The 17275-nt window shown below is 70.7% G+C and carries 16 protein-coding genes; 1 reads left to right on the plus strand and 15 read right to left on the minus strand.

The window, feature by feature from the left end:
• A complete protein-coding gene (locus ABTU92_RS04120) occupies positions 1-945 on the minus strand; it encodes an IclR family transcriptional regulator (protein WP_408087931.1) in 945 nt (314 codons plus the stop codon).
• A gap of 20 nt (positions 946-965) precedes the next feature.
• The gene (locus ABTU92_RS04125; RefSeq protein ID WP_408087933.1) at positions 966-1955 is read right to left on the minus strand and encodes an ABC transporter substrate-binding protein; all 990 of its coding nucleotides are present in this window, start codon (positions 1953-1955) and stop codon (positions 966-968) included.
• Positions 1956-2232: 277 nt separating this feature from the next.
• Between ABTU92_RS04125 and ABTU92_RS04130 the strand changes: the two genes are divergently transcribed.
• Entirely contained in the window at positions 2233-2418 is a 186-nt protein-coding gene (locus tag ABTU92_RS04130; protein ID WP_111355151.1) for a hypothetical protein, read from the plus strand.
• 31 nt (positions 2419-2449) lie between these two features.
• Here ABTU92_RS04130 and leuD read toward each other — a convergent pair whose 3' ends face one another.
• The 13 genes from leuD to ABTU92_RS04195 all read right to left on the minus strand — a co-directional run bounded on the left by leuD (position 2450) and on the right by ABTU92_RS04195 (position 17021).
• Entirely contained in the window at positions 2450-3064 is a 615-nt protein-coding gene (leuD, locus tag ABTU92_RS04135; protein WP_408087935.1) for a 3-isopropylmalate dehydratase small subunit, read from the minus strand.
• Complete coding sequence (gene leuC, locus ABTU92_RS04140; RefSeq protein ID WP_408087937.1) at positions 3064-4506, minus strand: 3-isopropylmalate dehydratase large subunit; 1443 nt, start codon at positions 4504-4506, stop codon at positions 3064-3066. The genes leuD and leuC overlap by 1 nt, the downstream gene beginning before the upstream one ends.
• Positions 4496-5929 (minus strand): FAD-dependent oxidoreductase, encoded by a 1434-nt coding sequence (locus tag ABTU92_RS04145; RefSeq protein WP_408087939.1) that lies wholly within the window; start codon positions 5927-5929, stop codon positions 4496-4498. The genes leuC and ABTU92_RS04145 overlap by 11 nt, the downstream gene beginning before the upstream one ends.
• The gene (locus tag ABTU92_RS04150; RefSeq protein WP_408087941.1) at positions 5926-6549 is read right to left on the minus strand and encodes a cysteine hydrolase family protein; all 624 of its coding nucleotides are present in this window, start codon (positions 6547-6549) and stop codon (positions 5926-5928) included. The genes ABTU92_RS04145 and ABTU92_RS04150 overlap by 4 nt, the downstream gene beginning before the upstream one ends.
• Positions 6546-8663, minus strand: coding sequence for a hydantoinase/oxoprolinase family protein (locus ABTU92_RS04155; RefSeq protein WP_408087943.1), 2118 nt, complete (start codon positions 8661-8663; stop codon positions 6546-6548). The genes ABTU92_RS04150 and ABTU92_RS04155 overlap by 4 nt, the downstream gene beginning before the upstream one ends.
• A complete protein-coding gene (locus tag ABTU92_RS04160; RefSeq protein ID WP_408087945.1) occupies positions 8660-10414 on the minus strand; it encodes a hydantoinase B/oxoprolinase family protein in 1755 nt (584 codons plus the stop codon). Before ABTU92_RS04160 ends, ABTU92_RS04155 begins: the two co-directional genes overlap by 4 nt.
• Positions 10411-11310: an oxaloacetate decarboxylase gene (locus ABTU92_RS04165; protein WP_408087947.1), complete on the minus strand. Its 900-nt coding sequence runs from the start codon at positions 11308-11310 to the stop codon at positions 10411-10413. Before ABTU92_RS04165 ends, ABTU92_RS04160 begins: the two co-directional genes overlap by 4 nt.
• 252 nt (positions 11311-11562) lie before the next feature.
• The gene (locus ABTU92_RS04170) at positions 11563-12264 is read right to left on the minus strand and encodes an ABC transporter ATP-binding protein (protein WP_408087949.1); all 702 of its coding nucleotides are present in this window, start codon (positions 12262-12264) and stop codon (positions 11563-11565) included.
• Complete coding sequence (locus ABTU92_RS04175) at positions 12251-13000, minus strand: ABC transporter ATP-binding protein (RefSeq protein WP_408087951.1); 750 nt, start codon at positions 12998-13000, stop codon at positions 12251-12253. Before ABTU92_RS04175 ends, ABTU92_RS04170 begins: the two co-directional genes overlap by 14 nt.
• A 1-nt stretch (position 13001) precedes the next feature.
• A complete protein-coding gene (locus ABTU92_RS04180) occupies positions 13002-13991 on the minus strand; it encodes a branched-chain amino acid ABC transporter permease (RefSeq protein WP_408087953.1) in 990 nt (329 codons plus the stop codon).
• Entirely contained in the window at positions 13988-14860 is an 873-nt protein-coding gene (locus ABTU92_RS04185) for a branched-chain amino acid ABC transporter permease (protein WP_408087955.1), read from the minus strand. Before ABTU92_RS04185 ends, ABTU92_RS04180 begins: the two co-directional genes overlap by 4 nt.
• Before the next feature lie 92 nt (positions 14861-14952).
• Positions 14953-16185, minus strand: coding sequence for an ABC transporter substrate-binding protein (locus tag ABTU92_RS04190; protein WP_408087956.1), 1233 nt, complete (start codon positions 16183-16185; stop codon positions 14953-14955).
• Positions 16182-17021, minus strand: coding sequence for a GntR family transcriptional regulator (locus ABTU92_RS04195; protein ID WP_408087958.1), 840 nt, complete (start codon positions 17019-17021; stop codon positions 16182-16184). The genes ABTU92_RS04190 and ABTU92_RS04195 overlap by 4 nt, the downstream gene beginning before the upstream one ends.
• Positions 17022-17275: the final 254 nt, after the last annotated feature.

Below are 17275 nucleotides of genomic sequence, written 5' to 3' on the forward strand. Positions count from 1 at the left end.
TCACACGCGGGGGCTTTTCTTGGTCCGTGTCTTGGTCCGTGTCTTGGTCCCGGACGACGGCTTCGCGGCGGGCCGGGCGCGTCGCGGCGCCCGATCCTCGGATGCCGCTGCCGACTTGGCAAGATCGGTGCCGGACCGCCCGGGGTCGGCTGCGCCGGGGAAGACATGGCCGAGCCGCGTGGAAATCTCGGCTGCCGCCTCGTGCACCGCGACACCGAGACGCGTCTTGGCGGCGCCGGCCGCGGGAAACTGGCCGCTCGGTCCGGTGACGTTGATGGCGGCGACGACGGCGCCCGCAGGACCGAGCACGGCGGCGGCGACCGAGTCGATGCCGGGCTCGAAGTTCTCGCGGCTCCAGGCGAGGCCGGCGGCCCGATCGGCGGCGATCTGCGCCTCGAGCTTCGCCAGCGTCGTCGCGGTCTTGTCGGTGAACGCCTTCAGGGCGCCGCGGCCGTAGAGCGCCGTCACGGCCGCGGCCGGCAGATGCGCCAGGATGATCCGCCCCATGGTGGTCGCATGCGCAGGCAGCCGGCTGCCGACCCGGATGTTGCTGACCACCGGCAGGTCGGGGGCGCGGCGCAGCAGATAGAGCACGTCGTGGCCGTCCAGCACGCCGAGATGGGCGGAGAGGCCGAACGCCTCCGACAGGCGCGCGAGCACGGGGGTCGCGACCTGCACCAGATCCTGACCCGCGAGCGCGCGCGCCGCGAGCCCGATGAAGCCGACGCCGACCTGAAAGCCATCGCCACCCGGACGCCGCTCGATGAATCGCTCGGCCTCCAGTGTGCACAGGAGCCGGATCAGCGTCGTGCGGTTGATGCCGAGCGCCTTGGCCGTGACGCTGGTGTTGGTCACGGTGTCGCCCTCGACGACGGCACGCAGGAGCCGCACGGCGCGCTGCGCCGGGGGCGCGATGTAGAGGGCGTCGGTCCTGCGCGGCGGCATCGGCCCGGCCTGTCGGAGGATCAGATCTTGAACTCTGTGAGGGTGCTCGGCGCGAACAGCTCCTCCGGCGTGAACAGGCGATCGATCAGCCCCTGCTCCTTGGCGTACTGCATCAGCATCGCCACCGACGGCCAGTTGGCGTCGAGCCCCTCGGGCCAAAAATCCTCGCCGAAGACCGCGATGGTCTCCTCCAGCGCGGGCAGGTACCAGGGCAGGCTGTAAGGCAGCGCGTTGACGTCGCGCATATGCGCCAGCGCGCGCCGCGAGCTCTCGCGGAACGCCTTGAACAGGCTCATGGCGATCCAAGGCTCGCGCTCGTAGAGGGCGCGCCGGATCACGACCGTGTGCATGATCGGCACGACCCTGGTGCGCTCGTACCAGGCGCGCTCGTCCGCCGGATAGTTCGGGAACAGCCGCACGATGTCGGGATGGCCCTGGCGGAAGACCGAGGGGACGCGCGGGCCCATCATGGCGTCGATCTCGCCGGCGGCCAGCATGCCGACCAGGCTCTTGCCGGGCGGGATCGGCAGAATCTCCACGTCGGCGTCGACCGTGATCTCCATCCGATCGGCGCGGTTCGGCTCCTCGATGCCGCCGACCCGCCAGCGCATCGCGCCGGGCGGCACGCCGTAGTCGTGCTCGAACAGGCCACGCAGCCACAGCGCCGCCGTCATGGCGTATTCGGGCACGCCCATGATCTTGCCGGCGAGGTCCTCGGGCTTGCGGATGCCGCTGTTGCGGTTGACGAAGACGAAGCCGTGGCGGAAGCAGCGCGACGGGAACAGCGGGATCGCCACGTAATCGTGGCCGATCCCGCGCGCCCGGGCGATCATGTGATAGGCGAGCGAGCACTCGGCGACGTCGAACTCGCCGTAGCGCAGGAGCCGCCAGAACACCTCCTCGATCGGCAGCTCGACATAGGTCAGCGACAGCCCCTCCGGCCGCACCGACCCGTCGATCAGGGATCGCGTGCGGTCATAGAAGCCGCCCGCCATGGTCACCTGGAGCATTCCTGCCGTCCCCCGTCTCGCAAAACGGGGGGCAGAATGGCGTGCCGCAGCGGCGCGGTCCACCGCGGTGCGTGATTGTCGGGCGCGCGGCTGTGCTGCACCGCAGCACCGAGATCACGGCCCCACGCGGCGCGTGCCCATCACGTCCGGTTCTACCCCATCGAGAAAAGTTGCCTCATCAGTAATCATTCTGATGCTTTTTTCCGCGTTCGGCACGAGATCTCCACCGTCCGGCCAGGATGTCCATGCAGACTGCGCCGCATCTCGGGAGGACGAGATGACCGATTGCAACTACCGCGGTTACCGCATCATCACCAAACGCGACGAGACCTGGAAGGCCGAGATCTACGCGCCCGGCACCTACGGGGTCGTCGAGACCATCACCACCCCCCAGCAGGACGAGCGAAGCGTGATCCTGATGGCGCAGGCCCGGATCGACCAGGACTGCCCCCGCCACTGCTGACGACCTTCCCGCCTGACGTTCCGGCCGCGCGTCATCCCTGATCGCGCGGCAGGCTCCACGGATGCACCGCCGCCCGCTCCGCCGCGAAAGCGCGGATCGCCGCGGTGTGGCTCAGCGTCAGGTCGATGTCGTCCCAGCCGTTCAGCAACTTGGTCCGCCACACCTCGTCGACGGCGAACGGGATCGTCTCGCCGCCGACCCGGATGATGCGTGCCGCGAGGTCGACGTCGAGGCGTCGGCCGGCCGCGGCGTGATCGAGCAGGCGCTCCGCCGCGTCGTCGTCGACGCGCGCCGGCAGGAGGCCGTTGTTGACCGCGTTGGAGGCGAAGATGTCACCGAAGCTCGGGGCGATCACGCAGCGGAAGCCGAAGTCCACCAGCGCATAGACGGCGGCCTCCCGCGAAGACCCGCTGCCGAAGTTGCGCCGCGCGACCAGCACGGCGGCGCCCGCGAAGGCGGGGTCGTCGAGCGTGAGCCCGCGGGACGTACCGTCCGCATCGAAGCGAAGGTCGTGCAGCAGGAAGCCGCCATAGCCGGCGGCGCGCGGCTGCTTCATGAAGCGCGCCGGGATGAGCTGGTCGGTGTCGACATTGGCCAGCGGCAGCGGACAGGCGATCGCGTCGTCGAGGCGGCGGAACGGCTGCATCACAATCTCCCGACGAGCAGCGGACGGACGTCGGCGAGATGCCCGGTGACGGCGGCGGCCGCCACCATGGCGGGCGACATCAGATGCGTGCGGGCGCCGAGCCCCTGGCGGTTCTTAAAATTGCGGTTGGTCGTGGAGGCACAGCGCTCGCCCGAGGGCACCAGATCGCCGTTCATGCCGACGCACATCGAGCAGCCCGAATCGGCCCATTCGAGCCCGGCCGCGACGAAGATGCGGTCGAGCCCCTCCTGCTCGGCCTGCTGCTTGACGAGCGACGAACCCGGCGAGACGAGCCCCGGCACCCGCGCGGTGCGGCCGGCCAGCACGGCGGCGGCGGCGCGCAGATCCTCGATGCGCGCGTTGGTGCAGGAGCCGATGAACACCCGGTCGACCGCGACCGCGGCGAGCGGCCGGCCGGGCACCAGATCCATGTAGGCGAGCGCATCGCGGACATGGGCGGCGCGCGCCGGATCGACGATGCGGTCCGGGTCCGGGACCGTCGCGTCGATCGGCAATGCGTCCTGCGGGCTGGTGCCCCAGGTGACGGTCGGCACGATCGCGTCGCCGCGGAACGTGACCTCCCTGTCGAACACCGCGTCGGGATCGCTCGCCAGTGCCAGCCAGTCGGCGGTGGCGCGCTCGAACGCCTCCCCCTCCTCCGGCGCGAACGGCCGTCCGCGCAGAAACTCGATCGTGGTGGCGTCCGGCGCCACCATGCCGCAGCGGCCGCCGCCCTCGATCGAGAGGTTGCACAGCGTCAACCGCCCCTCCATCGAGAGGCCTCGGACGGCCGAGCCCGCATACTCGATCGCGTGACCCTGCGCCCCGTCGGCGCCGAGCCGCGCGATCCAGGTGAGCGCCATGTCCTTGGCGCCGACGCCCGGCGTGAGCGCGCCGTCGATCACGATGCGCATGCGCTTCGGCTTGCGCTGCCAGAGCGTCTGGGTGATCAGCACATGCGCCACCTCGGAGGCGCCGATGCCGAACGCCAGGGTGCCGAAGGCGCCGTGCGTCGAGGTGTGGCTGTCGCCGCAGACCATCACGAGGCCGGGCAACGTGAGCCCCTGCTCCGGCCCGACCACATGGACGATGCCCTGGCGCGGATCGCCGAGGCCGAACAGCTTTATCCCGTGCTTGGTCGTGTTGCCGACCAGGCGATCGACCATCCCCTTGACGCTTTCGTCGGCGATCCGCGGGCGACCGCGCGTCGGCACGTAATGATCGGCGACCGCGAAGGTGAGATCGGGCCGCGCCACCGTCGCGCCGCGGGCGGCGAGCTGCGCGAAGGCGTGGTGCGAGCCCTCGTGCAGGACATGGCGGTCGACGAACAGCAGCGTCTGGCCGTCCGCGCGCGTGACGACCGCGTGGGCGTCCCACAGCTTGTCGAGCAGGCTTTTCGGCGCGCCGCGCGCGATCGCGCCCGTGATGGCGTCAGCCGGCATGGGCATCGTCTCCGTGAGGCACGGGCTTCGCCTTGACGGCGCAGGCCGCGACCAGCCCGGCGGTGCGGCCGAGGCCGACCGCCGACAACAGCCCATTGCCCGAGAGATAGCCACTCGCCTGCGATCCCGAAACACCGCAAGCGGCGCCGCCGACGGCGAACAGGTTCGGCAGCGCGGTGCCGTCGTCGCGGAGCACCCGTGCATCGGTGCCAACGACGAGCCCACCCTGCGTATGCAGGAGTGCGCCCGTCACCTTCACGGCCCGGTACGGTGGCACCAGCGGCGGGGTGCGCGAGAAGTCGCGGCCGAACGCGTCGGTCGCCTTCGCGCATTGCGCCGCCTCGACGGCGCACAGCGTCGCCGTCAGCGTCGCGACCGGCAGGCCGAGCCGCTCGGCGAGCTCCGGGATCGACGCCGCCGTCACCACGGCCCCGGCCGCCTCGGCCTGGCGAAAGTCCTCGAAGCCGCGCGCCACCGCGGCGATGCGCTCGTCGAAGATCGTGAAGGCGATGCCGTCCGGCTGCGCCACCACGGCGGCGGCCTGCTCGGAGTATCCGAGCGTCTCGTCGGCGAAGCGGCGGCCGTCGCGGTTCACCTGCACGCCGCCCTGGGTGATGGTCGCCCAGGTGATCTGGATGCCGTGCGGATGCGCGATGGCGCCGTGTCCCTGATGGCCGGAGAGGTGCCGGGTCGCGGCGCCGAGCGCCTCGCCCCAGACGAGCGCATCACCCTGGTTGCCTTCATGGCCAAAGAACAGCGCATCGGCGAGCTCGGGAACGTGGCGCGACACCAGCGCCGGGTTGCCGCCGTAGCCGCTGCAGGCGAGGACCAGCGCGCCGCAGCCGACCTCGTCGCGGCTGTCGTTCGGGCGGGCGAAGCCGATCCCGCACACGCGCCCGTCCGGATCGGCGTAGAGCGTGTCGACACGCGCGTCCGTCATGATCATAACGCCGGCCTGCTCGGCGGCCGCGCTCAGCCGCTGGACCAGCTCGACGCCGGATCGCGTCGGCAGTCCGTGCATTCGGTAGGTCGAGTGGCCCGGATAGAGAAACTCCGTGATCACGTCGAACGGCAGGCCGTGCGCGTCGGCGAGCCATTCGAGCGTCGGGCCGATCGTCTCGGCGAGATGCATCACCACGGCCGCGTCGGGCTCGCGATGCGCCTTCGCGAGGATGTCGGCGGCGAACAGCTCGGCCGTGTCGATGATGCCGGCCGCGGCCTGCCAGCGTGTCGCCGGCGCCGGGATCAGGCCGGCCGACATCGCGGTCGATCCGCGCGGGACGGGATCGCGCTCCAGCACCAGCACGTCGACGCCCGCCGCGCGCACCGCGAGCGCGGCGACGAGCCCGGCCGCGCCGGCGCCGATCACCACCACGGGCATCGACACCTCGAAACGCTTGCCTGCCGCCGGCGCGACCGTCATGCACCGGCCTCGGCGCGGATCTCGGACAGGACCTCGGCGACTCTCGCGATGTGGGCGACGGGGCGAAGCGCCTCGATCGCGGTGCGATGAACGGTGGGCGAGAAGGCGGCGCAGCCGTCCTCCAGCACCGTGATCTCGAACTCGCGCACATGGGCGTCGCGCACCGTCGAGGCGACGCCGCCATTGGTGACGATGCCGCAAACGATCAGCCGCTCGATGCCTGTCTTGCGCAGCACCCATTCGAGCCGCGTCATGTAGAAGGCCGAGTAGGCGATCTTCTCCACCGAAAGGTCCGCCGGCTGCAGCGCGTCGACGAGCTGGTGGCCCCAGGCGCCGGGCAGGAAGTCGCCCTTCTTCAGGAACGGGCGGAGCGCCTTCAGGTGCGGCGAGATCATCGGCTCGCCGCCGCGACCCGGCACCAGCGTGAACTGGGTGGAGACGACGAGCCCTCCGGCGGCGCGCAGCGCGGCGGCGAGCGGCTTGATGCGCCCCGGCAGCGCGGCGATCTCCGGCACGCTCTGGCCGGGGCGGCCATAGGCGCCGTCGGGGTGCAGGAAGTCGTTCTGCAGATCGACGATCAGCAGCGCGGTCTTGTCGGTGGGGACGGCGGCGATGCTCACGACACAGCCCCCTGGCTCGCCTGCGGCGCCTCCTTGCGTTCGACGATCACGTTGCCGAGCGCATCGACGCGAGCGACGAGATCGGGATCGATCACCGTGGTCGCGTCCGGCTGTTCCAGCACGGCCGGACCCGGCACCACGGCGCCGACCGGCAGGTCGAGCCGCGCATAGATCGCGGTGTCGTGCCAGCCGCCGTCGAACCACACCGGCCGGCTGCCCTGGCGAGCGCGCTCCATCGACGCCTCGGGACCGGGCGCGAGCGCGGCGAGATCGAAGCACGGCCGCCGGCCGATCGCCGCGGTGCGCAGATTGACGATCTTCACCGGCACATCGGGCAGGAGGCGGCTGAACGACGCCTGATAGGCGCGATCGAACGCGGTCCTGATCAGCTCGGCCGAGACGCCGGTGGTGTCGCCGGTGGTGTCGCCGGTGCTTCCGGCCGTGATGGTCACCGGCAGCGGCACGGCGATCGTATGGGTCTGGCCGACATAGTGCATGTCGAGCTCGAAGACGAGATCGATGCGCTCCATCGCGAGGCCGGCGTCCTCGACCACGGCGCGCGCCGCCGCCGCCTCGCTCACCATGCGGCGATCGAGCGCCGCGGCGTCGAGCCCGGCGAGCGTGAGATTCACGGTCTGCACCTGGTCGTGGCGGATGTCGGCGATCACGCAGCCGAGCGCCGAGGTGACGCCCGGATAACGCGGCACCAGCGCACCCTTGAGCCCCACGTACTTGATCAGTGCGCCGACATGCAAGGCGCCGCCGCCGCCGAACGGCACGGCGACGAACTTGCCCGGATCGTGGCCGCGCTCGATCGACACCAGCCGGATGGCGCCCGCCATCTTGCCGTTGGCGACCCGCACGATGGCCTCGGCGGCGGCATGCGCGTCGAGACCGAGCGGCGCGCCGACGTCGCGCAGGATCGCCGCCTTCGCGGCCTCCACGTCGAGCGAGGCGAGCTTGCCGCCGATCGGGCGTGCCGCGTTGATACGGCCGAGCACGAGATTGGCGTCGGTCAGCGTCGGGCGGTCGCCGCCCTGGCCGTAGCAGACCGGGCCGGGCCGCGAGCCGGCGCTGTGCGGGCCGACCTGCAGGAGCGCGCCGGCATCGACATGGGCGATCGAGCCGCCGCCGGCGCCGATGGTCGTGATCTCGATCATCGGCGTGCGCACGACGAGGCCGAAGTCGATCGTCGTCTGCGGGGCGAGCGCCGTCTCGCCGCCGACGACCAGCGACACGTCGAACGAGGTGCCGCCGAGGTCGCCCGTGATCACGTCCGGAAAGCCGGCGGCGCGGGCGATCGCCGCGGCCGCGATGACGCCGGCCGCGGGGCCCGACAGCGCGGTGCGCACCGGCAGTCGCCGCGCCGTCGTGGTCGACATGATGCCGCCGTTCGACTGGACGATGTGGAAGCGCCCGGCGAAGCCGCCGGCCTGCAGGGCGCGGTCGAGCTTCTCCAGATAGCTGCCGACCACAGGCTGCAGATAGGCGTTGAGCGCGGTCGTCGAGGTGCGCTCGAACTCGCGAATCTCGGGCAGGATCTGGCTCGAGCAGGCGAGGTCGGTGTTCGGCCACGCCGCGGCGGCCGCGGCGAGCGCCGCCTGCTCGTTCGCCGGGTTGGCGTAGGCGTTGATGAACACGATGGCGAGCGCCTGGGCGCCCTTGGCGGCGAGCACCCGCGCGGCCGCCGCGACCTCGTCCGGATCGATCGGCGTCACCACGCTGCCGTCGGCATGGGTGCGCTCGGCGACCTCGATCCTCAGATCACGATCGACCACCGGCGTGAAGTCGCCCCACAGGCCCCAGGTGTGGCGACGGTCGCGCCGGCGCATCTCCAGCACGTCGCGGAATCCGCGCGACGTGATCAGGCCGATGCGGGCACCCTTGCGCTCCAGAAGCGCGTTGGTGCCGACCGTGGTGCCGTGCACGATCGACGAAAGCTCCGACACCGGCCCGAAGGCCGCGAGACCGCCCATGAAGCCGACCGCTTCGTCGCCGCGGTTCGACGGCACCTTCGCCGTGCGGAAGCTGCGCTCCGCCTCGTCGTAGAAGAACAAGTCCGTGAAGGTGCCGCCGACGTCGACGCCGACGGTGCGGCCCGGTGCCGTGCTCACGCTGCTTCTCCTTCACGCTTCTCGCCGACCCGCGTCTCGCCGGCCGTCGCACCATCGGAGATGGGCCGGCCGGTCGCGTCGACATGCACGCCGTAGCGGCTCAGCGCCGCCTCCGGGCTGACCAGCCCGAGCCGCACGTCGCGCGCGACCCGCTCCGGATCGCGGGCGACCGGGTCGCCCCACCCGCCGCCCCCGGGCGTCTCCAGGCGCACGCGCCGGCCCGCCTTGATTCTCACGTCGGTGACCTTGGACACCATCGGGGGCGACCGCTCGCCGTCGTCGGTCTGCCAGTGGAACAGGTTCAGCGCCGCCGGGTCGCCGCCGGCGACCCCGAACGGCGCGACCTTGCCGCGCTCGCCGAGCAGCGACACCTCGGCGTCGGACAGCATCTCGATCTCGTAGACGGCGCCGACGCCGCCGCGATGCTCGCCCGCGCCGGCGCTGTCGGGCCGCAAGGCCCACTGCGTGAACTTGATCGGATAGGCGGCTTCCAGAATCTCCAGCGGCGGGATCGTGGCCGTGGAGATCGGGTTGTTGGCGTGGTTGAGGCCGTCGCTCTGCGGATTGCCGCCGAGCCCGCCGCCGAAGAACGAGAACATCACCCAGCGGCTCCCATCCTGGCGATGGCCCGCGATGGAGAGCGCGTTGATGGTGCCGAACGGGCCGGCCGTGGCGCGCGCCGGATCCGCCTTGGCGAGCGCGCCGAACACCACGCCGATCAGCCGAAGGATCGTCTCGGTGTAGCCGGCGACCGGCTTCGGGGCCTTGGCGCCGAGCAGCGTCGTGTCGGGAATCACGAACGCGATCGGCCGCAGGCAGCCGGCATTGGCCGGCACCTCGACGAACACGTGCTTGAGCGCGACGTAGCAGGCCGCGACCGCGGTGGCGCGCGAGATGTTGATCGGCCCCTGCGGCGGCGGCGAGGAGCGCGAGAAGTCGAGCACCATGCTGCCGTCGCGGATCGTCAGATCCAGCGCGATGGTGAGCTTCTCGTCGATGATCCCGTCGTTGTCGAGATAGTCCTCGAACGTATAGGTGCCGTCCGGCAGCGAGCGCAGCGCGGCGCGCATCAGCGCCTCGGCGCGGTCCGAGAAGGCGTCGAAGGCGGCCGAGACGGTCGCGTCGCCGTACTCGTCGAGCAGCGCATGGAAGCGACGCTCGCCGAGATCGAGGGCGTTGAGCTGGCCGTTGAGGTCGCCCCAGTTCGACAGCGGCACCCGCGTGTTGGCGGCCAGGATGTCGAGGATGTCCTGATTCATGGTGCCGGCCGCGATCAGCTTCACGGGCGGGAAGCGCACGCCCTCCTGGAAGCTCTCGGTCGCCTTCGGGTTGTAGCCGCCCGGCACGTTGCCGCCGATGTCGAGCCAGTGGCCGACCGAGGCGAGCCAGCAGAACAGCGTTCCGTTCCGGAACACCGGGCGGACTAGGCGGAAGTCGTTGAGATGCGTGCCGCCGTCGTACGGATCGTTGAACAGGAAGGTGTCGCCGGGCGAAAGGCCGCCGCGCGTCTTCACCAGATCGATCACCGACTTCACGGCGAACGCCATGGCGCCGACGAAGATCGGCAGACCCTTGGTGCCCTGCACCAGCGTGTCGCCGGTCTCGGCGTGATAGAGGCCGTGGCAGGCGTCGCGCGCCTCGGCGATGATCGGGTTGAAGGCCGAGCGATAGAGCGTCGCGTCCATCTCGTCGGCGATCTGCTCCAGCCGGCCGCCCAGCACCGCGAGCGTGACGGGATCGATGGCGGTCACGCGGCGGTCTCCTCGTTGTCGCGCGGCCGGTCCCGGCCGAAGTCGTCGTAGCCGGCACCGAGCGCCAGCATCTCGGGCGTGCCGATCAGCGCGTTGAGCGCGGAAAAGTCGAACATCCGGTCGGCGAACGACGCATTGGTGCCGGTCGCGGCGAGCGAGGCGTAATAGGCCTGGGCGGTGCGCGCGAGCGCCCGCACGATGCCGCCCGGGAAGATGACGATGCGGAAGCCGAGCGCGCCGAGCTCGGCGGCCGGCATCAGCGGCGTGTCGCCGCCCTCCACCATGTTGACGAGCAGCGGCCGCGTGCCGGCCAGCGCCGCGACGAGGCGGTCGAGCTGATCACGCGAGCGCGGCGCCTCGACAAACAGCACGTCGGCGCCCGCCTCGGCATAGAGGCGCGCCCGTTCGACCGCGCGCTCGAAGCCCTCGACGGCGACCGCGTCGGTGCGGGCGACGATCAGGGTCTCGTCGCCGGCGCGGGCATCGACCGCGGCCTTCACCTTGCCGGCCATCTCGGCGGCGGGGATCAGCGTCTTGTCGCGCAGGTGACCGCAGCGCTTGGGGAATGACTGATCCTCGAGCTGGATCGCGGTCGCGCCGGCGCGCTCGAACAGCCTCACGGTCCGCTGCACGTTGAGCGCGTTGCCGTAGCCGTTGTCGGCATCGACGATCAGCGGCGTCGGCACCCGGTCGCGCACCAGCGTGATCACGTCGGCGACCTCGGACATGGTGACGAGCCCGATGTCGGGCCGGCCGAGCCGGGTGTAGGCGATGGCGGCGCCTGAAAGGTAGAGCGCCTCGAAGCCGGCGGCTGCCGCGAGCGAGGCGGTGAGCGCGTCGTAGACGCCGGGCGCGACGATCGTGCCGCCACTGTCGAGCCGCTGTTTCAGGGTCATTTCTTGTTCCCGCTCGTTGTCACGGCCTTGCCACCGAAGACGTCAGGTACAGCAGTCGATACAAGCACTGCACCGAGATGGTGTGAAAACGACTGCCCCATCATTCCCTCCCCCCTTGTGGGGGAGGGACAGGGAGGGGGGTGAGCCACAAGCTCCGAACCCAGCCTCTACCCCCCTCCCCCGCCCTCCCCCACAAGGGGGGAGGGAGCAGGCCCGGAAGCACGGCCGATGTCGTCACCCTTCCGTTCATCCTCACAATCCCAGATACACGCGGCGCAGCTCGGGATCGTCGGCGACGTCCCGGGCCGTGCCGGACAGCGCGACCAGGCCGTTCTCGATCACATAGGCGCGCGCCGCGATCTCCAGCGACTGCACGACGTTCTGCTCGACCAGCATGATGGCGAGGCCCTCCTGGTTGAGACGGCGGATCAACGCGAACATCTCCTCGACCAGCAGCGGCGAGAGGCCGAGCGACGGCTCGTCGAGAATCAGGAGGCGCGGCTCGCCCATCAGGCCGCGGCCGATGGCGAGCATCTGCTGCTCGCCGCCCGACAGCGTGCCTGCGAGCTGCGAGGTGCGCTCGCGCAGGCGCGCAAACGTGGTGAACACCCGCTCGAGATTGGCGTCGCGGTTCGCCCGGCCGCGGCGGTAGCAGCCGAGCTCGAGATTCTCCCGCACGCTCATGGTCGGGAAGATCTTGCGACCCTCCGGCACGTGGATCAGGCCCGCCGCGACGATCGTCTTGTCGGGGAGGCGATCGATGCGGGTGCCGTCGAAGCGGATCGTGCCGCCGCGGGCCGGCAGCACGCCGGACAGGACGTTGTTGAGGGTGGTCTTGCCGACCCCGTTGGCGCCGAGCACCGCGACGATCTCGCCGGCGTCGACGCGCAGGTCGATGCCGCGCAGCACCGTGGTGCCGCCGTAGCCGGCCTCCAGTCCCTCAACCTCGAGCATGGGCGCCTCCGGCGGCGATGCGCGCGGCGGCGCCGTGGCCCAGATAGGCCTCGATCACCTGAGGATCGGCGCACACATGCTGCGGCGTGCCGTGGGCGACGTGCCGGCCCTGCGCGATGACGTACACGGTATCGCAGAGGTTCATCACCGCCTGCATGATGTGCTCGATCATGAAGATGGTGACGCCGTCGTCGCGGATGGCGCGCAGCACCGGGATCATGTCGCGCACCTCGGACGGGTTGAGGCCGGCCAGCACCTCGTCGAGCAGCAGGAGGCGCGGAGCGGTCGCGAGCGCGCGCGCCACCTCGAGCCGCTTGCGGCCGGCGACGGTCAGGGCCGCGGCCGGCTTGTCGAGCTCGTGAGAGAGCCCGACCCGCTCGGCGATCGCGGCGGCACGGTCCATCGCGTCGGCGCGACGGGCGTGACGAAGATAGGCGCCGACCGCGATGTTCTCGTGCACCGAGAGGCCCGCGAACGGCTGAGTGATCTGGAACGTGCGGGCGATGCCGCGGCGCGCCCGCTTGTAAGGCGGCTCGTCGGTCAGATCGGCGCCGTCGAGCCGCACACGGCCGGCGGTCGGATGGAGAAAGCCGGCCAGCATGGCGAAGACCGTGGTCTTGCCGGCGCCGTTCGGCCCGATCAGACCGGTGAGCGAGCCTTCCGCGACGTCCAGCGACACGTCGTCGACGGCGACCAGACCGGAGAATTTTTTCGTGAGGCCTTCGGCGACCAGCATGTCAGGCCTCCACCGCAGGCTTGCGTCCGCGCCCGAGGGTGCGCAGGCGACCCGCGAGCCGCGACAGGCCGCCCATAAGCCCGCCGGGCAGGAAGGCGATGACGAGGATCAGCAACACGCCGAAGACGACGAGATCGATTCCCGGCACGCTGCCGGCGATGCCCTTGGTCGCCTCGCCGAGCCCGTGCAGGGCGAGCGCCCCGATCAGCGGCCCGAGCACCGTGCCGGCACCGCCGACCAGCGCGGCCAGCAGCGCCTCCACCGAGATCCACGGTCCATAGGCGACGGTGGCGTCGATGAACAGGAAGTACTGGGCGTAGAGGCAACCGGCGAGCGCGGTGAGGGCGGCCGACAGCGCGATGGCGCCGAGCTTCACCCGCATGGGATCGACGCCGAGCGCCTCGGCGGCCTGCTCGTTCTCGCGCACCGCGATCAGATGCGCGCCGAAGCGCGAGCGCGTCAGCCAGGTCGAGATCACCAGGCCGAGGCCGACGAAGCCGAGCACCAGCATGCAGGTGATGCGGCGATCGGCGAACTGCAACGTGGCGATGCCGGGCTCGAGCCTGATCAGCAGACCGGCGGCGCCGCCCGTGAACCCGACCGCATTGGCGACGACCCGGAACACCTCGGCGAAGGCGAGCGTCACCAGCGCGAAGTAGGAACCGCGCAGGCCCGAGCGGAACGACAGGAACCCGACGAAGAGCCCGACCGCCACACCGGCAGCGACGCCGCAGAGGAGGCCGAGCCAGGCGTTGACGCCGAGCTGCACCTGCAGGATCGCGGTCGCGTAGGCGCCGGTGCCGAAGAAGGCGGCGTGGCCGAACGAGTACTGGCCGCCGAAACCACCGAGGATGTTCCAGCCCTGCGCGGCGAGCGCGACGATCAGCATGTAGACGAGGAAGTTGAGGGTCGCATTTGAGACGCCGAGCCACGGCACCACGGCGAGCACCGCGACGACGAGGAGCGGGCGGACAAGATCGGTCGCGGTCATGCGCGCGCTCCGAACAGGCCGGTGGGTCGCACGAGCAGCACCACGATGAAGATGAGGAAGATGCCGAGCTGGCCGAGACTGTCGCCGAGATAGAGGCTCGACAGGCTCTCGACCGCCCCGATCAGGAGTCCGCCGATCAGAGCGCCGACCACCGATCCCATGCCGCCGAGCACGACGATCGTGAAGGCGACCAGCACGAAGGCGCCGCCGATGCGCGGATTGACATAGAAGGTGGGCATCAGGAGGCTCGCCGCGACCGCGAGGCAGAGGCAGCCGATGCCGAACGTCATGGCATAGACGTGATCCACGTCGATGCCGACCAGCCGCGCCCCGGTTTTTTCGCGCGCCACCGCCCGAATGGCTTTTCCGATGTCGGTGCGGTTCAGCACGAGCCACAGCAGCGCCGTCATCAGCATCGTCACGACGAAGCCGACGAGCCGCGGCTGCGACAGCAGGAGCGGGCCGATGGAGACGACCTCGAGCGCGTAGTCGCTCGCCACCGTGCGGGTGTCCGACTTGAAGCCGGCGAGCAGCGCGTTCTCCAGCACGATGGCCAGCCCGAGCGTTACCAGGAGGATGTTGCCGTCGTCGTGCCGGCTCGCCGGGCCGATGACGAGGCGCTGCATGGCGTAGCCGAGGCCGAACATCAACGGGCCGACGACCAGCACGGCCGCATATGGATCGATGCCGAGCCAGGCCCACGCCGCCCACACCATGAACATGGCGCAGGTGAGCAGCGCGCCGTGCGCGAAGTTGATGATGTGCAGCACGCCGTAGACCAGCGTGAGGCCGAGCGCGACGAGGGCGTAGACACCGCCGGTCAGCAGGCCGTTCAGCACGGCCTCGAGCACGATCTGGGGCGAGTACATGAGCGGTCCGGCGTCGCGCGAGGATGGGACGGCGGAGCGGAGCTCCGCCGTCGTCGGGACGTGAGCGGCGGCAGGGCGGCCGCCGCGCAGGATCAGGCCTTCAGCGGGAAGACCGGCTTCACCTGGGCGAAGGCGTCCGGATAGATCACCTTCACGTCGTTGTCCTGGATCTGGGTGTTGAGCGGCAGCGCGCTGACGTTCTGACCCTCGACGAATTTCGAGCGGCCATAGGGCATCACGCCGCTGCCGAAATCCCGGCTCGACAATGCCGCGATCAGCTTGTCCGATGCGACGCCGCCGGCCGCCTCGATCGCCTCGGCCATCAGCATCACGGCCGAGTAGTTGAGCGGCACGTTGTAGACATAGGACTTGCCGGCCGCCTCGGTGCGGGCCCGGATGTCGGCCGACTTGGGGTTCTTCGGGTCGTGCCAATGGTTGCAGTCGATGACGCCGTCGGCCGCCTGCGGGAACTCCTTGACGAAGCGCAGGCTGGAGGCGCCGCCGCCGAAGATCGCGTAGATCGCCTTCGGCCGGATGCGCTGCTGCTGCATGGTGCGGGCGAGCAGCACGAACTCGCCGTAGTAGTTCGACGGGATCACGAGGTCCGGCTTGAGCGAACGGATGCGCAGCGCGATGTTCGACATGTCGCGCGCCGGCGTCGGGTGCGAGATCGTCTCCAGCACCTCGAAGCCGAGCTTGGGCAGCTCGGTGCCGAGCAGTTTGGCGAGGCCCGAGCCGAACAACCCGTCCTCGTGGACGATCACCACGGTCTTCACCGGCTTGCCGGCGGTGTCGTTGAGGGTGACGAGGTTCTTCAGCGCGACCTCGGTCGCCATGCCGAAGCTCGGCGCCATGCGGAACGTGTTCTTGAGGCCGCGCTTGGTGATCGCGTCGGCGACGCCGACGTCGACCAGATAAGGAAGGTCGTAGCGGGCGGCCGCCTGGGTCGCGGTCATGCACAGGCCGCTGCCGAAGCCGCCGACGATCGCCGCCACCTTCTCGCCCTGCAGGCGCTCGACCTCCTGGGCCGCGGCCTCGGGGTTCGAGCGGTTGTCGGCGAACACCATCTCGATCTTGGCGCCGCCCAGCGCCTTGAGGCCGCCGGCCGCGTTGATGTCGGCGATGGCGAATTCCGCACCGAGGCGGCCGAGCTCGCCCGCCTCGGCGAGCGCGCCGGTCACCGGCTGGATGATGCCGAGCTTCACGGCCGGGGTCTGGGCCCGCAGCACGGTCGGGGCCGCGACCAGAGCCGCGCCGGCGGCGCCGGCCTTCAGCACGGCGCGGCGCGAGAGCGCGGCGACGAGCCGGCGATCGGACGATGTCATGGACGGATCCCTTTCTTGCTGGCGGTCCGCTTCGGACGGGGGGCGCTGGAATCGCCAGACGGGCCGGTGCTGCGCACCACGGTCGGCGTCCACCGGCGGGTGCCGGCGACTCCGGTGCGGACGAGGTCCATCTGGAAGGCGTAACGGTCGGGCCGGTAGAGCGCGTGCAGATGCTCGATGCCGCGGCCGGACGGCTCGTGGACGACGCGGGTCAGCGAGATCACGGGGTCTCCGGGCGAAAGATCGAGGGCCTCCGCGGTCTCGGGACCCACCAGGCTGGCGCTGATCGATTGCGTCGCGCGCTCGGCGACCACGCCGGACCGCTCCATCAGCTCGAGCAGCGGAATGGTCGCGAGGTCGCGCTCCGAATAGGTGAGGCCGATGCGCTCCGGCACATGCGTCGTCAGATAGGAGAACGGCTGGCCGTCGATCAGCCTCACCCGCACCGAGCGCTGCACCCGCTCGCCGCGCGCGAGGCCGAGCGGCTCGGCGATCGAGGCCGGCGGCACCACATAGGCGAAGGACAGGAGCTTCACTGCGGTGGTGCGTCCCATCTCGATCAGGTTGGAGAGCAGGTTCGAGAAGTCGGCGACGATCGGTCGCGACGCCGGCACGTCCTCGACGAAGGTGCCGGAGCCGGCGCGCCGCCGCACCAGCCCCTCGTCGGCGAGCAGATCGAGGGCGCGCCGCACCGTGACGCGCGAGACGCCGTGCTCCTGCGCCAGCGCCGGCTCGCTCGGCAGCCGCCCGCCCGGCGCCACCGCGCCGGTGACGATGCGGTCGCGCAGCAGCAGATAGAGCCGGCGTGTCTTGAGAAGCTCGACGGCGGCCGTCAAACGTTGCTCCTGGTTCGTTCGGGCGAGGTGTCACGACGCGCCGGGTCTCGGCGGGCCGGGACGAATTGTATCAAAAACCAGACAGCTTCTGTCAACGCGCCGTCTGCCGATATGATGGGCAGGTCGCCGCTCGATCCGGCCGCTTTGTGCGCCATTCCGCACTGCACTGCTCAATCGAACGACCGTGGGGTGCACGGATCTTCCACAAACCTGTCTCATCGATGGGATCGGTCGGTGTCACCGCGATACGATGA

Source organism: Rhodoplanes sp. SY1 (assembly GCF_046000175.1).
Classification (GTDB): Bacteria; Pseudomonadota; Alphaproteobacteria; order Rhizobiales; family Xanthobacteraceae; genus Rhodoplanes.